This window comes from Actinophytocola sp. (assembly GCF_036002505.1).
Lineage (GTDB): Bacteria > Actinomycetota > Actinomycetes > Mycobacteriales > Pseudonocardiaceae > DASYTH01.
On record NZ_DASYTH010000196.1, the window covers coordinates 55000 to 75342 of the forward strand.

The 20343-nt window shown below is 70.8% G+C and carries 20 protein-coding genes; 11 read left to right on the plus strand and 9 right to left on the minus strand.

Features of this window, described 5'->3' with window-relative positions; all coding sequences use genetic code 11:
- The first annotated feature begins 67 nt into the window (after positions 1 to 67).
- Positions 68 to 1444 carry a hypothetical protein gene (locus VGR06_RS16645; RefSeq protein ID WP_327559985.1) on the plus strand — a complete coding sequence of 459 codons (1377 nt, stop codon included), beginning with the start codon at positions 68 to 70 and terminating at the stop codon, positions 1442 to 1444.
- 43 nt (positions 1445 to 1487) lie between these two features.
- The gene (locus tag VGR06_RS16650) at positions 1488 to 2387 is read left to right on the plus strand and encodes an alpha/beta hydrolase (RefSeq protein WP_327559986.1); all 900 of its coding nucleotides are present in this window, start codon (positions 1488 to 1490) and stop codon (positions 2385 to 2387) included.
- Positions 2388 to 2510: 123 nt separating this feature from the next.
- Here the strand turns inward: VGR06_RS16650 and VGR06_RS16655 are convergent, their stop codons facing one another.
- The 5 genes from VGR06_RS16655 to VGR06_RS16675 are packed head-to-tail and all read right to left on the minus strand — an operon-like array spanning position 2511 to position 5350.
- A complete protein-coding gene (locus VGR06_RS16655) occupies positions 2511 to 2858 on the minus strand; it encodes a hypothetical protein (protein WP_327559987.1) in 348 nt (115 codons plus the stop codon).
- Between the two features lie 14 nt (positions 2859 to 2872).
- Positions 2873 to 3706 (minus strand): PD-(D/E)XK nuclease family protein, encoded by an 834-nt coding sequence (locus VGR06_RS16660; protein ID WP_327560043.1) that lies wholly within the window; start codon positions 3704 to 3706, stop codon positions 2873 to 2875.
- A 9-nt stretch (positions 3707 to 3715) separates the two neighbouring features.
- Positions 3716 to 4576 carry a PHP domain-containing protein gene (locus tag VGR06_RS16665; protein WP_327559988.1) on the minus strand — a complete coding sequence of 287 codons (861 nt, stop codon included), beginning with the start codon at positions 4574 to 4576 and terminating at the stop codon, positions 3716 to 3718.
- 30 nt (positions 4577 to 4606) lie between these two features.
- Complete coding sequence (locus tag VGR06_RS16670; RefSeq protein WP_327559989.1) at positions 4607 to 5167, minus strand: PH domain-containing protein; 561 nt, start codon at positions 5165 to 5167, stop codon at positions 4607 to 4609.
- Positions 5168 to 5185: 18 nt separating this feature from the next.
- Complete coding sequence (locus VGR06_RS16675) at positions 5186 to 5350, minus strand: hypothetical protein (protein ID WP_327559990.1); 165 nt, start codon at positions 5348 to 5350, stop codon at positions 5186 to 5188.
- 139 nt (positions 5351 to 5489) lie between these two features.
- Between VGR06_RS16675 and VGR06_RS16680 the strand changes: the two genes are divergently transcribed.
- The gene (locus VGR06_RS16680) at positions 5490 to 5909 is read left to right on the plus strand and encodes an NUDIX hydrolase (protein ID WP_327559991.1); all 420 of its coding nucleotides are present in this window, start codon (positions 5490 to 5492) and stop codon (positions 5907 to 5909) included.
- A 133-nt stretch (positions 5910 to 6042) separates the two neighbouring features.
- On the opposite strand, the gene VGR06_RS16685 is transcribed toward VGR06_RS16680, so the two are convergent.
- A complete protein-coding gene (locus tag VGR06_RS16685) occupies positions 6043 to 7152 on the minus strand; it encodes a DUF2332 domain-containing protein (RefSeq protein ID WP_327559992.1) in 1110 nt (369 codons plus the stop codon).
- A gap of 4 nt (positions 7153 to 7156) precedes the next feature.
- Entirely contained in the window at positions 7157 to 7663 is a 507-nt protein-coding gene (locus tag VGR06_RS16690; RefSeq protein WP_327559993.1) for a MaoC family dehydratase, read from the minus strand.
- Between the two features lie 735 nt (positions 7664 to 8398).
- On the opposite strand from VGR06_RS16690, the gene VGR06_RS16695 reads away from it, so the two are divergent.
- The 3 genes from VGR06_RS16695 to VGR06_RS16705 all read left to right on the plus strand — a co-directional run bounded on the left by VGR06_RS16695 (position 8399) and on the right by VGR06_RS16705 (position 10620).
- Entirely contained in the window at positions 8399 to 9478 is a 1080-nt protein-coding gene (locus tag VGR06_RS16695) for a magnesium and cobalt transport protein CorA (RefSeq protein ID WP_327559994.1), read from the plus strand.
- A gap of 74 nt (positions 9479 to 9552) precedes the next feature.
- Positions 9553 to 9678: a hypothetical protein gene (locus tag VGR06_RS16700; protein WP_327559995.1), complete on the plus strand. Its 126-nt coding sequence runs from the start codon at positions 9553 to 9555 to the stop codon at positions 9676 to 9678.
- 60 nt (positions 9679 to 9738) lie between these two features.
- Positions 9739 to 10620 (plus strand): SGNH/GDSL hydrolase family protein, encoded by an 882-nt coding sequence (locus VGR06_RS16705; protein WP_327559996.1) that lies wholly within the window; start codon positions 9739 to 9741, stop codon positions 10618 to 10620.
- On the opposite strand, the gene VGR06_RS16710 is transcribed toward VGR06_RS16705, so the two are convergent.
- On the minus strand, positions 10598 to 11002 hold the full coding sequence (locus tag VGR06_RS16710) for a hypothetical protein (RefSeq protein ID WP_327559997.1): 405 nt from the start codon (positions 11000 to 11002) through the stop codon (positions 10598 to 10600). The genes VGR06_RS16705 and VGR06_RS16710 overlap by 23 nt on opposite strands.
- 2 nt (positions 11003 to 11004) lie before the next feature.
- On the minus strand, positions 11005 to 12624 hold the full coding sequence (gene eccB, locus VGR06_RS16715; RefSeq protein ID WP_327559998.1) for a type VII secretion protein EccB: 1620 nt from the start codon (positions 12622 to 12624) through the stop codon (positions 11005 to 11007).
- Positions 12625 to 12903: 279 nt separating this feature from the next.
- On the opposite strand from eccB, the gene eccE reads away from it, so the two are divergent.
- The 5 genes from eccE (at position 12904) to VGR06_RS16740 (ending at position 20326) form a co-directional block, all read left to right on the plus strand.
- On the plus strand, positions 12904 to 14088 hold the full coding sequence (gene eccE / locus VGR06_RS16720) for a type VII secretion protein EccE (protein ID WP_327560044.1): 1185 nt from the start codon (positions 12904 to 12906) through the stop codon (positions 14086 to 14088).
- A 133-nt stretch (positions 14089 to 14221) separates the two neighbouring features.
- Positions 14222 to 14956: a hypothetical protein gene (locus tag VGR06_RS16725; protein ID WP_327559999.1), complete on the plus strand. Its 735-nt coding sequence runs from the start codon at positions 14222 to 14224 to the stop codon at positions 14954 to 14956.
- Between the two features lie 227 nt (positions 14957 to 15183).
- Positions 15184 to 16389, plus strand: a complete 1206-nt coding sequence (locus VGR06_RS16730) for a S8 family peptidase (protein ID WP_327560000.1) — start codon at positions 15184 to 15186, stop codon at positions 16387 to 16389.
- 261 nt (positions 16390 to 16650) lie between these two features.
- A complete protein-coding gene (locus VGR06_RS16735) occupies positions 16651 to 18222 on the plus strand; it encodes a S8 family peptidase (RefSeq protein ID WP_327560001.1) in 1572 nt (523 codons plus the stop codon).
- 268 nt (positions 18223 to 18490) lie between these two features.
- Positions 18491 to 20326: a S8 family peptidase gene (locus tag VGR06_RS16740; protein WP_327560002.1), complete on the plus strand. Its 1836-nt coding sequence runs from the start codon at positions 18491 to 18493 to the stop codon at positions 20324 to 20326.
- Positions 20327 to 20343 lie beyond the last annotated feature (17 nt).

The window sequence follows — 20343 nt, forward strand, 5'->3', positions numbered from 1 at the left end:
GGGAGAAAGGACGCCTTCAGCGCACCTCGTCATCCGGAGCGAACACGGGGTTCGGCAGACTGGGCGGGTGAACGGTCGCATGATCGGGGCGGAGGACGTGCTCGACGGCGAGGTGCCGCCCGCGTCCGTCGAGCCGGAGCCACTGGATCCGGGTGAGCGCACCATGTTCCGCACCGGGGTCGATGTCGCGATCGCGGTGCTGATCACGGTCGTCGCGGTGGTGGCGGGGTTCGTCGTGTGGCAGACCGGCTCGGTGCGATCCACCTCGTCGCAGACCAACCCGAACCCGGTGGCCGCGCCGGAGAACCCGACGGTGTTCCCGCCGTCGCTGGCCGAGGCCTGGCGGACCCGCAGCTCCGGCACGCAGCAGCCGGTCGCGGTGGGCCCGGTGGTGGTGACCGGCGAGGGCGGCGAGGTCGCCGGCCGCAACCCGATCACCGGCGACGTGCTCTGGCGCTACACCCGGAACCTGCCGCTGTGCACGATCGCCCCGGCCTGGTCGCTGGCCGTGGCGGTGTTCCGGACCGAGGGAAACTGGTTGCCCGCCAAGGATTCCCGGTCGAGCGGCGGGTGCAGCGAGGTCACCGCGCTCGACCCGGCCACGGGCCTGCGGGGCCGGCAGCGCCCACCCGAGGAGCCGGTGCAGAAGCCCAACGGCGGCGAGCGCAACTCCGACGCGGAGCTCGGCACCCGGCTGCTCGCCGACGGCACCTACGTGACCACCACCGGCCACCGGCTGCTCACCACCTGGCGCGACGACTTGGTCCAGACCATGGAGTACGGCGAGCTGCCGTCCCTGGTCAACCCCGGCAAGCAGCCGCGCACCGGCTGCGGGTACGGCTCGGTGGCCGTGGCCCCGGTCAAGATCGGCGTGATCGAGCGCTGCCCCACCGACCTCGGCGACCGGCTGACCGTGTACCGCTCGGTCGGCAACGACAACAAGGCCGACGAGCCGCCGGTGGTGTTCAGCGTGGTGGTCGGCGCGCGCGCCCGGGTCGTGGCGCTGTCCGACAACCGCACGGCGGTCGCGCTGCCGGACCCGAGCCGGCTGCTGGTGTTCGACGAGACCGGCAAGCAGCTGAACGAGTACCCGCTGGACGTGCCGGACACGGACTTCAACGGGGACCCGGACGGGCTGGTGGTGCCGGTCACCAAGGGCCCCGGAATCGACTACTGGTGGACCGGATCCCGCACCATCGCGCTGCACGGCGTGGACCTGTACCCGCTCTGGACGCAGCAGGGCACGCTCGGCCCGGGCGTGGTGTTCGCCGGCCGGGGGCTGCTTCCGGTACCTGACGGAATCCGGGTGGTTGACGTGGCCACGGGACAGCCGGTAGGTACATTCCCGGTGGACCGCGGTGGCTACGCCGGACCGGTCATGATGTCGTCCATCGGGCCGATGGTGCTCGAGCAGCGGGGGCCGGATCTAGTCGCCCTTCGTTGAGCTTCGACAGCGCTTCTAGTACCTGTGGGGCACACTCGGAAGCGTGAGCCTCGTAGCACCTCCGCAATGGTCCCAGCTCAGCCCGCACCGGGCGAAGCGGGTCGACCTGCATGGCAGGTATGGGCCGATCGCCGCGCTGCGTGTCCGGGCCAGATCGAGGAGTACCGATCCGGTGCCGATCGTGGTGCTGGTCCCGGGCTACACCGGCTCGAAGGAGGACTTCGCGCCGCTGCTGGATCCGATCGCCGGCGAGGGCTTCGACGCCCTGGCCATCGACCTGCCGGGCCAGTACGAGTCCACCGGTCCGGACGAGGAGTCCGCCTACCTGCCGAGCGCGCTCGGCCTGGTGGTCGCGGAGCTCGCCGGCAAGCTGGCCGCCGACGGCCACCCGGTGATCCTGCTCGGCCACTCCTACGGCGGCCTGGTCGCCCGCGGCGCGGTGCTGGCCGGTGCCCCGATCATCGGGCTGACCCTGCTGGACAGCGGCCCGGCCGAGCTGCCCCAGGGCTGGCGCCGGCAGGCGCTGGACATCGGCGAGCCCGCCATCCGCCAGCACGGCATGGCGGCGGCCCAGCGGCTGCGCGACACGCTCGACGCCAACAACCCGGTCTGGGCCGCGCACCCCCAGCCGCTCAAGGACTTCCTGCGCGAGCGGTTCATGCGCTCGGTCCCCGCGGCGCTGCTCGGCATGGCCCACGGCCTGCGCACCGAGCCCGACCTGGTCGGCGCCCTGGCCCGGACCATGCAGTCCGGCCGCGCCGAGGGCCTGGTCATGTGCGGCGAGGGCGACGACGCCTGGCCGGTCTCCGCCCAGCGCGACATGGCCGACCGCCTCGACGCCGACTTCGCCGTGATCACCGGCGCCCGGCACTCCCCCAACACGGAGAACCCGGACGAGCTGCTCTACACGCTCATGCCCACCTGGCGCACCTGGCTCTACTGAGCCGCCTCTCCGGAATTTACTGCTGTTGTCGCGTTCCAGCGGACGGTGCGGATGGCAGGTTGACCGTGGCTGAGAACCGTCACGTTCCCCTGAGGTTGCGTTGGTCGGTGGGCGGCTGTGTCCTCAGGCCCACCAGAAGATCCAGAGCGTCACGGCGGCAACCAGCAGCACGCCGGTGACGGCTGCGGCGGCGGGCCAGCCGCGTAGCCGGTCGGCGAGGCGCTGAACCAGGACGGCGACAACCGCGGCGAACACGTGGCCGCCCACGGTGAGCAGGCCGGGGCCGGGCGTGCCGCGGATCCAGGCGACGACCTGGAAGCCCAGCACCACCACGGCGAGCACGCACAGCCCGATGGCCAGCGCGCCGGAAACCTCCGGCCAGAATCGGGACCGCCGGCGCTCCGGTAACGGCTCGGTCTGGTTCATGTCCGCCCGCAACTCGATGGTCTCGGCACCGGCCGGATCGTTCACCCAATCCTTCTTCCTCAGTCGGCGAGCATCGCCCACGGCTCGGCCGCGGGGCCGGCCGCCTGACCGTCCGGGCAGCTGCGCCGGAAGTCGCACCAGGCGCATTGCCGGCCCGGGTTGGCCGGGAACAGCACTTCCGGGTCACCACCGGCATCGAGGGTATCCCGGGCGAGCTGGAGCTCCTCAGCGGTCTCCTCGGCCCGGGACTGGTGCCGCGCCAACGACTCCTCGGTGTGCTCCCACGCGGCCACCGACCCGGTGGGCAGGTGGTGCAGCTCGACCCGGGTGCACGGCCGGCGCAGCGTCCGCCGGGCCGCGATCACGTACAGCGCCAGGGCCTGGGAGCCGCGGGCGTCGTCGGTGGTCAACCCGTGCCGGCCGGTCTTGTAGTCGACGATCACCAGCTCGCCGTCGCGCTCGTCGATCCGGTCCACCCGGCCCTCGGCGACGATCGTGCCGACCGGCGCGGACACCCACCGCTCCAGGCCGACCGGCTCCATGCCCACGTCCAGCCCGGCCACGTAGTCGGCCACCCAACCACCGGCCCGGTCCCGGAACATCGCCGACTGCTCCGGCCCGGCGAACCCGTCGTCCTTCCACCCGGACTTCACCAGCGCGACGGCGCTCTCCGGGGTCCGCTTGCGCACCGGCAGGTCGAAGAACGCCCGCAACGCGTTGTGCACCACCGCACCCAGCGTGCTGTGCGCCCACGGCCCACCCCGCGGCGGCGTGGGCCGGTCGAGATAGTTCATCCGGTACCGCCGCGGGCAGTCGGCCCAGACCGTGAGCCGCGCCGGGGTGACCCTGATCAGCCGGCGCGGCATGCTGTCGAACCCCAACTGCCCGTGCATGGTGCTCATCTAACCGGTCAGAACCTCCACGCCCGAGGCCCGGTCCGCGATCGCGTCCAGCATCTCTGGCGCGGTGCTTTCCTGTCCTAAGTAGACTGTCTTGTTCGTGCCGTGGTAGTCGCTGGCCCCGGTGGTCAGCAGGCCGAGTTCGCCGGCGAGGCCGCGCAGCTTCGCCCGGGTCTCGTCGTCGTGGTCCGGATGGTCGACCTCGAGCCCGTCCAGCCCGGCCGAAGCCAGCTCGGCGATCACCGACCCGGTGACGGTCGGGCCGCGCCGGTGGGCGAACGCGTGCGCCAGCACGGTCACCCCGCCCGCCGCGCGCACCATCCCGATCGCCTCCAGCACCGGGGTCCGCGAGCTCGGGACGTAGTACCGCCCGCGGTCGTTGAGAAACCGCGCGAAGGCTTCGTCCACAGTGGACGCGACACCGGCTCGAACCAGCGCCATGGCCAGGTGCGGCCGGCCCGCGGTCGAGTCCGGTGGCAGCGACCCGAGCAGCGTGTCGGCGTCGACCGGGAACCCGTCCGCCGCCATGCGCTCGGCGATCCGGCGCAGCCGCTCCCGCCGCTCCGCCCGCTGCCGGGCGTACGCGCTCACCACCGCGTCGGCGTCGGGGTCGAACAAGTAGCCCAGCAGGTGCACGTCGCACCGCCCGCCGCGCCCGTCCGGCGACGTGCAGGACAGCTCGGCGCCCCGGATCAGCCGCATGCCCGGGGGCAACGCCGCGGCGGCCTCCGCCCAGCCCGCGGTCGTGTCGTGGTCGGTGATCGCCAGCGCCGCCAACCCGGCCCCGGCCGCGGCGGCCACCAGCCCGGCGGGGGTGTCGGTGCCGTCGGACGCGGTGGTGTGGGCGTGCAGGTCGATGCGCATGACGTCCAGTCTGGACGACGCCGGGACCGGTCAGCCCACCGGCTTCTGGCCCTGGGCGATGCGCTGGGCGCGATACATGGAGAACCGCGCCTTGCGGGCGTCCTCGTCGCCGAAGATCAGGTCGGACAGGGCGTCGAAGACCTGCTCCGGCTTCGGCAGGAAGTCGATGTAGTTGAGCGCCTGGATCTGCCCGGCGGACTCCACGATCAGCGTGCCGTAGCCGAGCATGCGGCCGTTCACGGTCTGCTTGTAGGTCAGGTCGGTGACCTTGCCGATCGGCATCATCAGCGCCCTGGTGGTGAACAGGCCGGTGGTCATCAGGATCCGCTTGTCGGTGACCACGATCCGCTCGAGCCACCACATGAGCACCTGGTAGGCGTAGCGCAGCACGACGATCAGGGCGATGTACCACAGCACGTTCTGGATCAGCCAGCCCTGCGGCGGAAGCAGGTAGGAGATCATCATGCACACCGCGAGCAAGGCAATAGCCTCGAAGGTGTCCCAGGCCAGGTAGGCCCAGTGACGTCGAACCCTGATCACCCGCTGCTCAGTGTCCAGCAGGTACTCGTCAGGGTCCCGTGGCGCGAACATAGCCTGACGTTACCCGCTTCAGCCCTGGAATACCGAACGCACGAACGTGATGACCGCTTCGGCCGCGTTCTTGAGGCCGACGAGGATGTCGTTCACGAGTGCTGCGGACTGCACGGGTTGACTGATCAGAAAGAACGCGATCAATGCGGCCCCGACAATAATTGCCGCCTTCTTAACGTTCACGTGACCTGCCTGTCCCTTCGAACGTGATCTTGCCCTTAAGAGAAAGTTTTACAGCACTTCTGCGCCAAATGGGAGACGAGTCCCGCTGTTGGGTCAACGTGGCGTACGTCTACCGCAACAGGCGTTACGCTGTGTGTTCATGACCGGCTCCGGCGTTCGGATTATCAGGTGCGTCGGCGGCATTGTTCGTGACTCTGCGGGACGGCTACTCCTTGTGCTGCGGGCGAACGAGCCGGGACGCGGACTGTGGTCGCTGCCCGGCGGCCGGGTCGAGGCCGGCGAGAGTGACGCCGACGCCGTGACCCGGGAACTGCTCGAGGAGACCGGCCTTTCCGTGCGCGCCGGTCAACTCGTCGGAACCGTCGAACGCCCCGCGCCAGACGGAACCTACCTGATCTCCGATTATGCCTGCGAGGTGGCCGGCGGAACCCTCCGCGCCGGTACAGACGCACTGGATGCCGCGTGGTTCGACACAACCGAATTCACCGCCCTGGAACACGCCGGCGCCCTCACCCCCCAACTCGCCGACACCCTCCGCGCCTGGCAGGTCGTCCCATAGCCGCCACCGGCCAACATGCCGACGCGACACGCCAACACAGCAACGCGACCGGCCAACACAGCGACGTGAGCGGCCAACACGCATGTTTGCGTCTGGCGTCGGCGTGTTGGCGCGTGGCGTCGGTGTGTTGGCGTCAGGCGAGCCAGGTCATCCGCTGGCCATGCCACGCTGTGCGGGCCAGCGCCCGGCCCACCGGCCGGCCGTCCACCCACTGCACCAGGCCGAGCACGCCGAAGCTGGGCTCACCCTTGCCCCGGCGGAGATCGTCCCGGCCGGGCAGCACGTGCGCCATCGCCGCGACGTACTCGTCGTGGCTGATCCAGTGCACCGGCCGGTCCGCGGCGAGCTCACCCAGCGCGGCCAGGAACGCCTGCTGCCGCTCCGTGGTGAGGTAGAGCAGGGCCAGGCTGGTGATCACGACCAGCGGCAGCTCGGCCGGGATCCGGGCGGCGGCGCGGGCCAGGTCGGCCACGGCGTCCCCGGTGACCAGCTCCGGGCGGTTGCCGCGCTGCGCACCGGCTGCGGCGGCGAACTGGCGCAGCCGCTCCGGCTGGTCGGCCCAGATGCACGCCTCGAGCCAGGCGTACTCGTCCTCGTCGGTGAGGTCCACCGGCGAGCGGTCCAGCCCGACCCGGGCGCCGACCGTGATCTTCTTCGGCACCGCGGGCAGCTCCGCCCCGTCCGCCACCGACAGCGCGCAGTGCAGGCCCAGCGCGGGCTTGGCCGGCCCGGCCGCCAGCTGCCCGGCCTGCTCGGTCTGGTACCGGTAGCCGTACCGGTCCAGGTTCAGCAGCAGGCCCGCGCTGCAGCCCACCTCGAGCAGCCCGACCGGCCCGCGCCCGGCGGCCAGCGCCACGGCCGGGTAGAGCAGCGCCGCCCGGCCCACCTCGTTGGTCTGCACGGTGCGGGTGGCGATCAGGGTCCGGATCTCGCCGGCCCGCTCCAGCACGAACGACCGGAACACCCCCCAGGTGGCACCGTCCGGGCCGCACGCGCCGCCCATCGAGGGGTAGTAGTTGGTCAGCTCGTGGAACGGGTGCGCCTGCAGCGTCCGGTGCACCGCGGCGAACAGCAGCGTGGCCTGGGCGTCCTCGGGGTTGGTCGCGGTCAGCAGGCCGGCGATCTCGGTGTCCTCCGCCGCGAGCTCGGCGAGGTGGGCGTAGAGCGGGGAGAACCCGGCGGCGTCGATGCGGGCGAACCGGCGCAGCTTGCGCTGGGCCCGCTCCAGGGTCTCCGTGGCCATCCCGCTAGTCCGGGCGGGGAACCGGGCGGCCCGGCTGCTCGCCGCCGCGGGCTTCGCCGTAGGACCGCTTGGGCACCATGACCTTGCGGCGGAAGCTGAGCACGACCGTGCCGTCCTGCTTGTAGCCGCGGGTCTCCACGTAGACCACGCCGCGGTCGTCCTTGGACCGCGACGGCGTCTTGTCCAGCACCTCGGTCTCGCCGTAGATCGTGTCCCCGTGGAACGTCGGCTTCAGGTGCTTGAGCGACTCGATCTCCAGGTTGGCGATGGCCTTGCCGGAGACGTCGGGCACGGACATGCCGAGCACGAGCGAGTACACGTAGTTACCGACCACGACATTTCGCCCGAAATCCGTGGTGTTCTCGGCGTAGTTCGCGTCCAGGTGCAGCGGGTGGTGGTTCATGGTCAGCAGGCAGAACAGGTGGTCGTCGTACTCGGTGACGGTCTTGCCCGGCCAGTGCTTGTACACCGCGCCGACCTCGAACTCCTCGTAGTACCGCCCGAACTGCACGCCACGCCTCCCAGCCACCCGAAGGGAGCACCAGTGTGCCGCGCCGGTACCGGGACCGCGCAACGGGTGTGTGAGCGAGTCCACCAGGGCACCGGGCTCGACTGCCCCTCGGGTTCGCGTTGGCGGGCGACGGTGGGTCCGTGGCTGGGTTCAAAGACGGCTTGGCACAACTACGATGTGACTGTTGGTGCTGTTGTGGTAGAGCCTGATGTCATGAAGGGACCCTTCCTGTCATTGAACGTCCTGAAGGCGTCCTTCAGGGCGCTGGCCGATACCCCACCGGCCCCACCTGTCACACCAGCCCCAGCCCCAGCCCCAGCCCCCAGTCTTGGTCCTCGCCACCGCCGTCCGGGCACCGCAGCCCACCACCCCGCCCCACTCCTCCCGTCCTTGCCGTCTTGAGACCCGACCACCCTGCCAACGGCCACCCGCCGACGCCCCCAACCACCCGGCCAGCCTCGCGTCCGGACCGCCGCCCGCGAACGCCACCGGGGGTTGTAGCGCACGTCGAGATTAGGGCGATAGATCGTGAGTGGAGTACTCTGGGTGATTGGTGCCCGCACGGCACCTCGACCGCGAGGAGGTGAGGACGCATGGGCGATCCCCATACCGCCGACAGCCCATCCGGGTGCAGTACCACCCGCGTCCCCACCGGAGCTCCCCTCGTGCCCTAGTTAGGCCCCGTGGTTCCAACCGGGACGCGTCCCGCCACGACGTGCGCCGTTGGAGGACCACATGCCTACGATTCCCTCGCTGAGCGGCCTGCGGGGCCGGAACACCCGGCAGCCCGCGGTCGGCCGCATCCCGGTGCCGATGTCGGCCTACGTGGTCGACTGCGCGGTCTACGTCGACGGCAAGCGCTTGCCGCGGCGGTTCACCCACGCCGACGCCATCGCCGAGGTGCGCGAGCGCGGCGAGGGGTTCGTCTGGATCGGCCTGTTCGAGCCGGACGACGAGCAGATCCAGGGCATCGCCGAGACCTTCGGGCTGCACGAGCTGGCCGTGGAGGACGCGGTCTGCGCGCACCAGCGGCCCAAGCTGGAGCGCTACGACGAGACGCTGTTCATGGTGCTCAAGACGGTCCGCTACATCGAGCACGAGTCGCCGACCACGGCCAACGAGATCGTGGAGACCGGCGAGATCATGGCGTTCCTCGGCCGCGACTTCGTGGTCACCGTGCGGCACGGCCAGCACTCCGGCCTGCACGGCCTGCGCGGCGAGCTGGAGGCCGACCCGGAGCGGCTGTGCAGCGGACCGGCCGCGGTGCTGCACGCCATCGCCGACCGCATCGTGGACAGCTACCTCGCGGTGACCGACGCCATCGAGGAGGACATCGACGAGATCGAGTCGATGGTGTTCGCGCCGAACAGCCCGATCGGCGCCGAGCACATCTACCTGATGAAACGCGAGGTCCTGGAGTTGCGCCGGTCGGTGACGCCGCTGGCCAACCCGTTGCGCCGGCTGGCCGAGGGCTACTCGCCGCTGGTGCCCGACCAGGTCCGCTCCTACTTCCGCGACGTAGACGACCACCTGACCACCGTGTCCGAGCGGGTGGGCAGCTTCGACGAGCTGCTCACCACGCTGGTCGACGCCACCCTGGCCAAGATCACGCTGCAGCAGAGCACCGACATGCGCAAGATCACCTCGTGGGCGGCCATCGTCGCCGTGCCCACCATGGTGGTCGGCGTCTACGGCATGAACTTCGACTTCATGCCGGAGCTGCACTGGCGCTTCGGCTACCCGCTGGTGATGGCGATGATCCTGGTGGCCTGCCTGATCCTGTACCGAACCTTCCGCCGGAACCGATGGCTGTAGCTGGGTAGCCCGTCTCCGCGCCGCACCGGGCCGCCCAGCGAACCCCACGCCGACTGCCATCTCATCCTGCCCCGATGGAGGTTCCCGTGACTCGCCTGCTCACCAACCACTGGTTCTGGATTCTCACCTTCGTGGTCAGCTGGATCGCGATGATCACCGTGCTGATCGCGGACGGTTACGGCAGAGCCTCTGGTATCTAGCTGGTTGGCGGATAGACCGCACCTCCGGCCGAGCTGACAATCCGGCTGGAGGTGGCTGAGATGTCGAAGACGACCCCGGCTCCGTTCCGCTGGCTGGGCGTGCCCGCCGCACTGCTGATCATCACCCTGCTGCTGCCCGCCGGCACCGCCGCGGCGGCTCCCGGTCGCTACGTCGCCCTCGGTGACTCGGCCGCCGCCGGACCACTGATCCCGCTGCCCGACCTGGCCTCGCCGGGGTGCCTGCGCTCGACGGCCAACTATCCGAAGCTGGCGGCGCGGGCGCGCGGCGTGCCGATCACCGACGTCACCTGCTCCGGCGCGGTCACCGCGGACATGACGGCCCCGCAGCAGACCGAGCTGGGCACGGTGCCGCCCCAGTTCGACGCGCTCGGCCCGGACGTCAGCCTGGTGAGCGTGCAGATCGGCGGCAACGACGCGGGGCTGACCGGCCTCGCCCTGAACTGCGTGAACCTGCTGCCGCCACCGTTCGGCACCTCGTGCAAGGACGTCAACACCGCCGGCGGCCGGGACGTCTACGGCGAGCGGATCGCCGGCCTGGCCCCACGCATCGCCGCCGTGCTGGACGGGATCCACCAGCGTGCCCCGAACGCGCGGGTCTTCATCGTCGGCTACACCACCTACCTGCGGCCGAACGGCTGCTACCCGAAGGTTCCACTCTGGGCCCGGGACGCCAACTACATCCAGGCCAAGATCGACCAGCTGAACCAGGTGTTCGCGGACATCGCCGCGAGTCCCGGTGCGTCCTATGTGGACATCCGAACCCCGGGCATCGGCAAGGACGTCTGCGCCTCCTCGCTCACCCGCTGGGTCGAGCCGCTGATCCCGGCGAACCTCGCCGCGCCGCTGCACCCCAACGCCAACGGCATGATCGGGATGGCCGCGGTGCTGACCGCCGCGGTCAGTGCCGCCGCACGGTCGTAGCCAGCGCCAGCCCCGCCAGCACCAGCGCGGCGACGGCCAGCGTCCGGCGCCGCCGCCGGTTGATCGTGAACGTCTCGTCCCGCCCGCCGATCGAGAACGCCGAGCGGGTCGACAGCACCGAGAAGGCGGATCCGACCGAGAGGATCGAACCGGCAGAGCCGATCGACAGGATCGAGCCCGCCGAGCCGATCGACAGAATCGAGCCGGCCGAGCCGATCGAGAGGATCGAGCCGGCCGAGCCGAGGGACAGGATGGTGCCCGCGGACCCGGCGGACAGGGTGCCACCGGCCGACGCGACGCTGAGCGTCGACGCGACCGACAACGCGGATTTCTGGTTCCACGCCGGGTCCCAGTGGACGGCCGGCACCTCGACCGCGACCATGCTCAGCCGCCTCCGTTGGGGTTGTCGTACCGGCCAGGGCCGACCGGCACCGAGTCGTAGGTCTGCTGGACGTCCCGGGTGTTCAGCGAAGCCCCGTCGGGCAGCAGGTTCGTGATCGCGTAGTACGCCGGTTTCTGCCCGGACAGCCCCAGGATCTCCGCCGTCGCCGCGTCCGGCACGCCGTACTTCACGCCCCGGTCGGAGATCAGGTAGATCGGCCCGGTGCCGAAGTCCTCTTTGGACCGTGAGCCGCGCACCACCGCGGCCCGCCCCGGCGGCATGAAGAAGTGGTCGATGCGCTGCCCGTCCGAGCTGGGGGTGGCGATGTCGATGAACGTGTACCGGGTGCCGTCGGACTTCTTCGGCAGCGGAACCTCGGTGCCGACGTGCACGGCCGTGTGGTGGTCGGCGTCGACGCCCTCCCCGGTCACCTCCCAGCCCAGGCAGGCGACCGGGGTGGGCTGCGCCGTCAACACCTCCGGCTGGACCTGCGGGGACGCGCTGTCGTCGATCTTCTTGCCGTCCGCCGTGTCCCGCGAGACACCGGTGATCGCGTCCGGCGCGACCGGAGCGATCTCCTTGTTGTTCAACGACTCGGTGAACCGGATCAGGTCCGCGGTGGTCCGCTTGATCTGCTTGATGCCGTCCCGCAGCAGCACGTAGTAGTCGGGCTCCGGCTCGCCGGCCCGGACCACCTGGAACACCGCGCCCACCTTGAGGCCCTCGACGTCGAACCCGTTGGGCGCGGTGCCCCGGCCGGCGATGGCCGGCGGGGCGAGCTTCGGCGCCTCGGGGATCGCGTTGAGCATCCCGGTGGTGATCACCCGGATGTCGCCGTCGTTGAGCTTGAGCGCGGACTTGATGCTGGGGTTGCCCATGTCGACCTCGGCCCGCACCGCGTTGGCGTTCTTGATGTTCGCCGTGACCGGGGTGCGGTAGACCAGGTAGACCTTGGCGTTCTGGGCGCGGACCAGCAGCGCGTGCGACTCGGCCAGCTCCGGGCCGAGATCGTGCACGCCGGCGAGCACGGTCGTCTCGACCTTGTTCTCGCTCACCGGGTTGGGCAGGCTCGGGTCGACGCGGTAGGCGTCGCAGACCGCCCAGTCCTGCCCCGGCCGCTGCTCGCCGTTGGGCAGCAGGTCCGGGCCGTTCCGGATGCCGGTCATCCGGCCGCGCGGGATGTCCTTGAGCTCCTTCTCGTCCACGATGGTCGGCTGCACGACGTTGCCGGCCGCCCCGCCACCCGCCTGCTGGCCCCCCGCCTGGCCCTGGTTGTTGTTCTGCTGCTGCCGGGCGACCAGGTAGAGCCGGGCGGACGCCAGGTTGAACGTGGGGATCAGCCGCCGCTGGTCCTTCAGGTACACGTACACCTGGCCGGTCTGCTTGCTGATCACGATGCCGTCGTCGTTCGGGGGCGCCGGATCCGGGCTGAGGATCCCCCACACCAGGAAGCCGACCACGCCGACGGCGGCGAGGCACACCCCCACGATGGTGGCCCGGCTGTGCGTGCGCATCGGGTCGTGCAGCATCACCGCGTCCTTGCGCACCAGCGCGGACTGCATGCGGCGAAGGACGAAGCGGTACGCCTGGACCTGTGACTTGGTCGTCGGTGTTGACGGCATTCTCGGCCTGCAACTCTCCCGTTCGCGGTACGGTTTCGCAGGATAGCCGTACGCAACCAGCAGGGGAGTGAGAACGAGCGGATGTCCGTGACCACACCTCCGCGACCAGGCGGGATGCCCCCGCAGCGCGGCCAGGGCGCGGGCGGTGGGCCCAATGGCCCCGCCGGTCCGCCGCCTCCGAACGGACCCGGCCCGGGCCAGCCCCGGCCTCCCGGACCGCCACGCCCGGTGATCTCCGCCCGGCGCCGCACCAGCGGGGCCAGCCTGGGCGCGCTGCCGGTGGCCAACCTGGTGGTGCTGGAGGTCGGCGTCGCGATCGGCCTGGTGCTGCTGGCCATCGACCTGAAGCTGAAGTTCGTGGCCATCGGCGTGGCCGCGGCCGCGCTGCTGATGGCGTTCATCCGCTGGCACGGCCGCTGGTTCACCCAGTGGATCGGGCTCACCACGCGGTACACGTTCCGCTCGCACACCCGGGTCAGCCGGCAGACCGAGCCGGTGTCGATGGAGTCGCTGGCCGAGGCGGAGGGTTCCACGGTCACCGGCCCGGACGACGCGCGGGTGGGCCTGCTGCGGGTGATCGTGCCGGACCTCGTGGTGGCGCACGGCACCGACCACGAGCGGCACCCGCTGGGCCTGGCCTGGCACGAGGGCACCTGGACCGCGGTGCTGCTGGTCGACCCGGCACCGGCGCTGGTCACCCCGATCGGCGCGGCGCCCAGCCTGCCGATCGGCGCGCTCGCGCCCTGCCTGGAGGACCGCGGCGTGGTGCTGGACGCCATCCAGGTCATCTGGCACTGCTACCCCGGCAGCGCCGCGCTCCCGCCCAACTCCCCGGCTCTGGCTTCCTACCTGGAAGTTCTCGGCCCGCTGCCGGCCGCGGCCCGGCGCACCACCTGGGTGGCCGTCCGGATGGACCCGCAGCGCTGCCCGGCCGCGGTCCGCGAGCGCGGCGGCGGCGTGGTCGGCGCGCACCGGGCGCTGATCGGCGCGCTGTCCCGGGTCCGCAACGCGCTCGAGTCGCGCGGCGTGCCGACCCGACCGCTGGATCCCGACGAGCTGCTCAAGGCCGGCATCTCGGCGGCCGAGCTGACCGCGGTGGCCGGCTCCAGCCAGCGCATCGGCCTGCGCGAGCGGTGGACCGGGGTGACCGCCGCCGGCATCGGCCACGCCAGCTACGCGGTCACCGGCTGGCCCCGCGGCAAGGCGGCCACCAGCCTCAACTCGCTGACCGGCGTCCGCGCCCTGTCCGCCACCGTGGCCATGTCGATCTCCCCGGGCAGCGAGGAGAACCGCGTCGGGCTGCGCGGCCTGGTCCGGGTCAGCGCCCGCAACCCCCGCGAGCTCGAGCACGCCGACGAGCGGCTCAGCGCCATCGCCAACCGGATCGGCATCACCCTCACCCCGCTCCGCGGCCTCCAGGTCGCCGGCCTCGCCGCCACCATCCCGTTGGGAGGCCGGGCATGAAGGATCACACCCCGCGCGGGCCGGCGGTGTCTGGACTGAGGAGCAGCGCAGGGAGCGAGCGCCAGCGAGCGACCGAGCAGCGCCCGAAGGAAGACACCGCGTCAAGGCCCGCGCATGCGAGCGGAGCGAGCCAATGAAACACAGCTCGAGTCGGTTGCTGGACGCGCATGGTGGGGACCGCGGGATCGCGCAGGAGTTCCTGGTGTCGCCGGCGATGCTGGACGCGGTGAGCCCGTCCGGGGACCGCGGCGGCATGGTGCTGGGCTCCGGGTTGCAGGGCGAGCCGCTGACCATGTCGGCGCTGCGCCCGGCACCCACCCGGATCGTCGTGGTGGGCGGGCTGTACCTGGCCCGCCAGGTGGCCCTGCGCGCGATGGCCGTGGGCGCCTGGGTGGTCATCGCCACCGGCCGCCCGGCGGCCTGGCAGGCGCTGCAGAAGGCCGCCGGTACCGGCACCGACGGCCGGCCCGCGCCGATCGTGCAGATCCGCCGGCTCAGCCCGGTCGAGCTCCCCCGCCCGTCCGAGGACGGCCCGCTGCTCGTCGTGCACGACGGCGGCCCCACCCCGCAGGAGCTATTCCCGCCCCGCGCCCCGTGGCAGACCACCGTGTACGTGCTCCCGTACATGCACCCCCAGGCCGGCGCCACCGCCAACGCCGCGGATCTCGTTCTGCTGCAACGACTTCCGGTCGGCCAGGCCCAGCTCGCCGCGCGCATCTGGCGGCTGCCCCCGCCCATGGTGCACCAGCTCACCACGCTCGCCGACGAGCAGGTCGTCGCGCTGGGCCGCAACCTCTGGAAGCCCTTCCGCCTCGTCACGACCGCCCGGGAGCAACAGATCCTCGGGCCCGTCCGCCGCGGCGACTGAGGTATCAACCACGATCACCGCATGCCCGGAATGAGGCATTCGTTCCAGACGCTGGGCCGAACGGGCTAATCCGGTCGTCGCCAACTGCGGGAAGCCACGCGACTCCCTTGCGTAACGGGATGGGGCGGACCAATCTGAGAGCGTTTCCCTCTCCGTCCGCATGCGGCCCGCCGTCGAGGGCGTGAGGGCCGGCGGTCGCATGCACCCTGCAGCAAGGAGATCCTGCAATGGGTGAAGCTCGTGACAGGACATTCCGCCGCCTCGGCTCGCTGGCCTTCGCCGTGGCCACCGCGGCCGCCGTGGCGGTAGCGACCCCGACGGTGGCTCAAGCACACTTCGGTGACGTCCATATCAATGTGCTGGGCGCCGGCTCGCCGAACGCGATTCCGGGAAGCTACATCGTCGTGTTCAAGGATGGCCGTACCAGCAGCCAGACCATGACCGCGAAGTACGGCGGACAGGCGAAGAGCGTGTGGTCGGCCGCCCTGCACGGATACTCCGCGACGATGTCCGAGCACCAGGCCCAGCATCTGGCCGCCGACCCGTCCGTGGCGTTCGTCGAGCAGGACCAGACCTTCAGCCTGCTGGCCACCCAGACGCCGGTGCCGTCCTGGGGCCTTGACCGGATCGACCAGCGCGCCCTGCCGCTGAACAACACGTACAACTTCACGCCGACCGGCGCCGGCGTGACGGTCTACATCATCGACACCGGCATCCGGACCACGCACAACACCTTCGGTGGCCGCGCGGTCTGGGGTACCAACACCACCGGCGACGGCAACAACACCGATTGCAACGGCCACGGCACCCACGTGGCCGGCACGGTCGGCGGCTCGCAGTACGGCGTTGCCAAGGGCGTTCGGCTGGTGGCGGTGAAGGTCCTCACCTGCTCCGGTTCCGGCTCGACGACCGGTGTCATCAACGGGATCAACTTCGTGACCGCGCAGCACGCGGCCGGCACGCCCGCGGCGGCGAACATGAGCCTCGGCGGCGGGGTCAGCACGGCGCTCGACAACGCGGTGCGCAACTCCATCGCCGACGGCGTGACCTACGCGATCGCGGCGGGCAACTCCAACGCCAACGCGTGCAACTTCTCGCCGGCCCGGGTCACCCAGGCGATCACGGTGAACGCCAGCACGCAGACCGACGCGCGCGCGTCGTTCTCCAACTTCGGCACCTGCACCGACATCTTCGCGCCGGGTCAGGGCATCACCTCGTCGTGGAACACCAGCAACACCGCGACGAACACGATCAGCGGCACGTCGATGGCCACCCCGCACGTGGCCGGCGCGGCGGCCCTGTACCTCCAGGGTCACCCGACGGCGAGCCCGGCGACCGTGCAGAGCGCGCTGACCGCCAACGCCACCGCCAACAGGATCACCAACCCCGGTACCGGCTCGCCGAACCGGCTGCTGTTCACGATCGGCCTGTAACCGCACGACGCTGAAGGTGGCCGCCGCCCCTTGCGAGAGGGCGGCGGCCACCTTTGCGTTAGGCCGAACGTCGTAATCCTTTCCCAGCCGGAAAACTGTTCAGAACGCCACGGTGAGAAACTGCCCGGCTCTCTTGCGTAACGGAGATTTGCCAGCAAGTCTTGTTGTTGTTCGCCGGCGAATACCACTTTCATTTCCAGTACCGCACGCGGCCCCATCGAGGGCTGGCGGTCGCGTGCGCCCTGCAAAGGAGATCCAGGCATGCGAGAACCTCGCGAACGGTCGCGGCTGGCCGGACTCGGCTTGGCCGCAGCGGCGGCGATCACGGTGGCCATCGGCGCGGCGACCCCCGCCACGGCCGCGGAGGGCCAGGTCCTGTACGCCGGCTCGGCGGACGTGATCGACGGCAGCTACATCGTGGTGTTCAAGGACGGGTTCACCACCCAGAGCGTGGTGAGCCAGGTGGAGAGCACCACCGCCAAGTACGGCGGCCAGGCCACCTACACCTACCAGGCCGCGTTGCGCGGCTACAACGCCAAGATGACCGAGCAGGAGGCGAAGCGCGTCGCCGCGGACCCGGCGGTGGCGTTCGTCGAGCAGAACCGGGCGGTGCACATCGAGGCCACCCAGCCGAACCCGCCGTCCTGGGGCCTGGACCGGCTCGACCAGCGTGACCTCCCGCTGAGCGCCAGCTACACCTATCCCGACTCGGCCGGCTCGGGCGTGGTCGCCTACGTGATCGACACCGGCATCCGGGTCACGCACACCACGTTCGGCGGCCGCGCCCAGTTCCTCACCAACACCACCGGGGACGGCAACAACACCGACTGCAACGGGCACGGCACCCACGTCGCCGGCACCATCGGCGGCTCGCAGTACGGCGTGGCCAAGAACGTGCAGTTGCGTGCGGTGAAGGTGCTGGACTGCGGTGGCTCCGGCTCGTTCGCCGGTGTCGCGCAGGGCATCGACTTCGTGACCTCGAACCACACCAGCGGGCCCGCGGTGGCGAACATGAGCCTGGGCGCGCAGGGCTCCGACACGGCGACCGAGAACGCGGTGCGGAACTCCGTCGCCGACGGCGTGACCTACGCGATCGCCTCCGGCAACTCGAACTCCGACGCGTGCAACTTCACCCCGGCCCGCGTCGCCGAAGCGATCACCGTGAACGCGTCCGACATCAACGACGTGCGCGCCTCGTTCTCCAACTTCGGCACCTGCACCGACATCTTCGGCCCCGGTGTCAACATCACCTCGTCCTGGATGACCAGCGACACCGCCACGAACACGATCAGCGGCACCTCGATGGCCACCCCGCACGTGGCCGGCGCGGCGGCGCTGCTCCTCGGCGCCACCCCGTCGCTGACGCCCGCGCAGGTGCAGGCCCAGCTGAAGGCCAACGGCACCCCGAACAAGATCACCAACCCGGGTACCGGGTCGCCGAACACGCTGCTGTTCACCGGCGCCGGCTCGCCCCCGCCGCCGCCCGGCCCGTGCCCGGCGGCGACCAACGGCACCGACGCGGCCATCCCCGACCTCGGCACCGGCACCAGCTCGATCACGATCTCCGGCTGCACCGGCAACGCCAGCGCGGCATCGACCGTTGAGGTGCACATCGTGCACACCTTCATCGGTGACCTCGTGGTCGACCTGATCGCGCCGGACGGCTCGGTCTACAACCTGTGGAACCGGCAGGGCGGCGGCACCGACAACATCAACCAGACCTTCACGGTCAACCTGTCCGCCGAGGGCACGAACGGAACCTGGCGGCTGCGGGCTTCGGACCGTGCAGCCATCGACAGCGGTCGCATCGACAGCTGGACGCTCGACCTGTAGCGATTGAGATCAACCGACGGTGGCCGTTGCCGGCACGCTCCGGCAACGGCCGCCTCGCAATATCGACCGAACGGCCTAATCCGTTCCCATTCCGAACAAATCTGTTCATAAGGCCACCCAGCGAAGCGGTTCGACTCTCTTGCGTCATGGGCGTTCGCGGATGAGTCTGATTCCGTCCGCTCGCTCGCGAACGGACAAATCACCTCCATCCACATGCGACCCCGCGAGGGCGGGGGTCGCATGTGCCCTGCCACAAGGAGGCCTGCGAATGGAACGCTCCCGTGCCGGTTCCATGGGGCGCCTGGCCGGGCTCGGCACCGCGACTGCCGCGTTCGTGGTCGCCGCGACGCTGAGCCTCGCACCAGCCGCCGTTGCCGAGGGTCAGGTGCTGTACGCGGGGGCGGCAGATTCGATCAGGGACAGCTACGTCGTCGTCTTCAAGGGCTCGGTGTCCGCGCAGAACATCGACAACCAGGTGCGGAGTTCGACCTCCCGCTACGGCGGCCGGGCGACGCACACCTACCGCGCCGCGCTGCACGGCTACGCGGCCACCATGAGCGCGCAGCAGGCCCGCCGGCTCGCGGCCGACCCGGCGGTGGCCTACGTGCAGCAGGACCGCGAAGTGCACGTCACCGACGTGCAGCCCAACCCGCCGTCCTGGGGACTGGACCGGGTCGACCAGCGCGACCTCCCGCTGGACAACAGCTACACGTTCGACACCACGGCCTCGAACGTGACCGCGTACGTGATCGACACCGGGATCCGGCTCACCCATCAGACCTTCGGCGGCCGCGCCACCTGGGGTACCAACACCACCGGGGACGGCAACAACACCGACTGCAACGGGCACGGCACGCACGTCGCCGGCACCATCGGCGGCTCGCAGTACGGCATCGCCAAGGGCGTGAACCTGGTCGCGGTGAAGGTGCTCAACTGCAGCGGCTCCGGCTCCTTCGCCGGTGTGGCCGCGGGGATCGACTTCGTGACCCAACAGCACCAGGCCGGCCAGCCGGCCGTGGCCAACATGAGCCTCGGCGCGCAGGGTTCGGACACGGCGACCGAGAACGCGGTGCGCAACTCGATCGCCGACGGCGTGGTCTACGCCATCGCCTCCGGCAACTCGAACTCCGACGCCTGCAACTTCACCCCGGCCCGGGTCGCCGAGGCGATCACGGTCAACGCCTCGGACATCGACGACGCCCGTGCCTCGTTCTCCAACTTCGGCACCTGCACCGACATCTTCGGCCCCGGTGTCAACATCACCTCGTCCTGGATGACCAGCGACACCGCCACGAACACGATCAGCGGCACGTCGATGGCCACCCCGCACACCGCCGGCGTCGCGGCGCTGTGGCTGGCCGCCCACCCGGCCGACACCCCGGCCCAGGTGGCCGCCGGCCTGATCGCGAACTCCACCCCGAACAAGATCACCAGCCCGGGCACCGGCTCGCCGAACCGGCTGCTGTTCACCAACCCCTCCGGCGGCACGCCGGGCGCGCCGAACGTGACCAACCCGGGTGGCCGCACCGGCACCGTCGGGGTGGCGACCAGCCTGCAGCTCACCGCGTCCGGCGGCACCCCGCCGTACATCTGGTCCGCGACCGGGCTCCCGCCCGGGCTGTCGATCAACGCCTCGTCCGGGTTGATCTCCGGCACGCCGACCACCGCCGGCACGTTCGGCGTCACGGCCACCGCCACCGACACCGCCAGCCAGTCCGGCAGCGCCACGTTCAGCTGGACGATCAGCCCGGCCGGCAGCGGCTGCGCACCCGTGACCAACGGCACCGACGTGGCCATCCCGGACCTCGGCACCGGCACCAGCTCGATCACCATCGCCGGCTGCTCCGGGAACGCCGGGACGGCCGCCACGATCGAGGTGCACATCGTGCACACCTGGATCGGTGACCTGGTCGTCGACCTGATCGCGCCCGACGGCACGGTCTACAACCTGCACAACCGCTCCGGTGCATCGGCGGACAACATCAACCAGACGTACACCCGCAACCTCTCCTCCGAGGTGGCGAACGGCGTCTGGCGGCTGCGGGCCCGGGACGCCGCGCTCCTCGACAGCGGCCGCATCGACAGCTGGACTCTGAACCTCTGACTGTTCCGCCTCTCCGG

Bases quoted from the DNA above. Each gene is read 5' to 3' on its own strand.
- VGR06_RS16670 (WP_327559989.1), bottom strand. From the start codon at position 5,167: ATGTTCGCGCCACGGGACCCTGACGAGTACCTGCTGGACACTGAGCAG.
- VGR06_RS16740 (WP_327560002.1), top strand. From the start codon at position 18,491: ATGGAACGCTCCCGTGCCGGTTCCATGGGGCGCCTGGCCGGGCTCGGC.
- eccB (WP_327559998.1), bottom strand. From the start codon at position 12,624: ATGCCGTCAACACCGACGACCAAGTCACAGGTCCAGGCGTACCGCTTC.
- VGR06_RS16710 (WP_327559997.1), bottom strand. From the start codon at position 11,002: ATGGTCGCGGTCGAGGTGCCGGCCGTCCACTGGGACCCGGCGTGGAAC.
- VGR06_RS16665 (WP_327559988.1), bottom strand. From the start codon at position 4,576: ATGCGCATCGACCTGCACGCCCACACCACCGCGTCCGACGGCACCGAC.
- VGR06_RS16680 (WP_327559991.1), top strand. From the start codon at position 5,490: ATGACCGGCTCCGGCGTTCGGATTATCAGGTGCGTCGGCGGCATTGTT.
- VGR06_RS16660 (WP_327560043.1), bottom strand. From the start codon at position 3,706: ATGCACGGGCAGTTGGGGTTCGACAGCATGCCGCGCCGGCTGATCAGG.
- VGR06_RS16735 (WP_327560001.1), top strand. From the start codon at position 16,651: ATGCGAGAACCTCGCGAACGGTCGCGGCTGGCCGGACTCGGCTTGGCC.
- VGR06_RS16695 (WP_327559994.1), top strand. From the start codon at position 8,399: ATGCCTACGATTCCCTCGCTGAGCGGCCTGCGGGGCCGGAACACCCGG.
- VGR06_RS16725 (WP_327559999.1), top strand. From the start codon at position 14,222: ATGAAACACAGCTCGAGTCGGTTGCTGGACGCGCATGGTGGGGACCGC.
- VGR06_RS16705 (WP_327559996.1), top strand. From the start codon at position 9,739: ATGTCGAAGACGACCCCGGCTCCGTTCCGCTGGCTGGGCGTGCCCGCC.
- VGR06_RS16730 (WP_327560000.1), top strand. From the start codon at position 15,184: ATGGGTGAAGCTCGTGACAGGACATTCCGCCGCCTCGGCTCGCTGGCC.
- VGR06_RS16685 (WP_327559992.1), bottom strand. From the start codon at position 7,152: ATGGCCACGGAGACCCTGGAGCGGGCCCAGCGCAAGCTGCGCCGGTTC.
- VGR06_RS16700 (WP_327559995.1), top strand. From the start codon at position 9,553: ATGGAGGTTCCCGTGACTCGCCTGCTCACCAACCACTGGTTCTGGATT.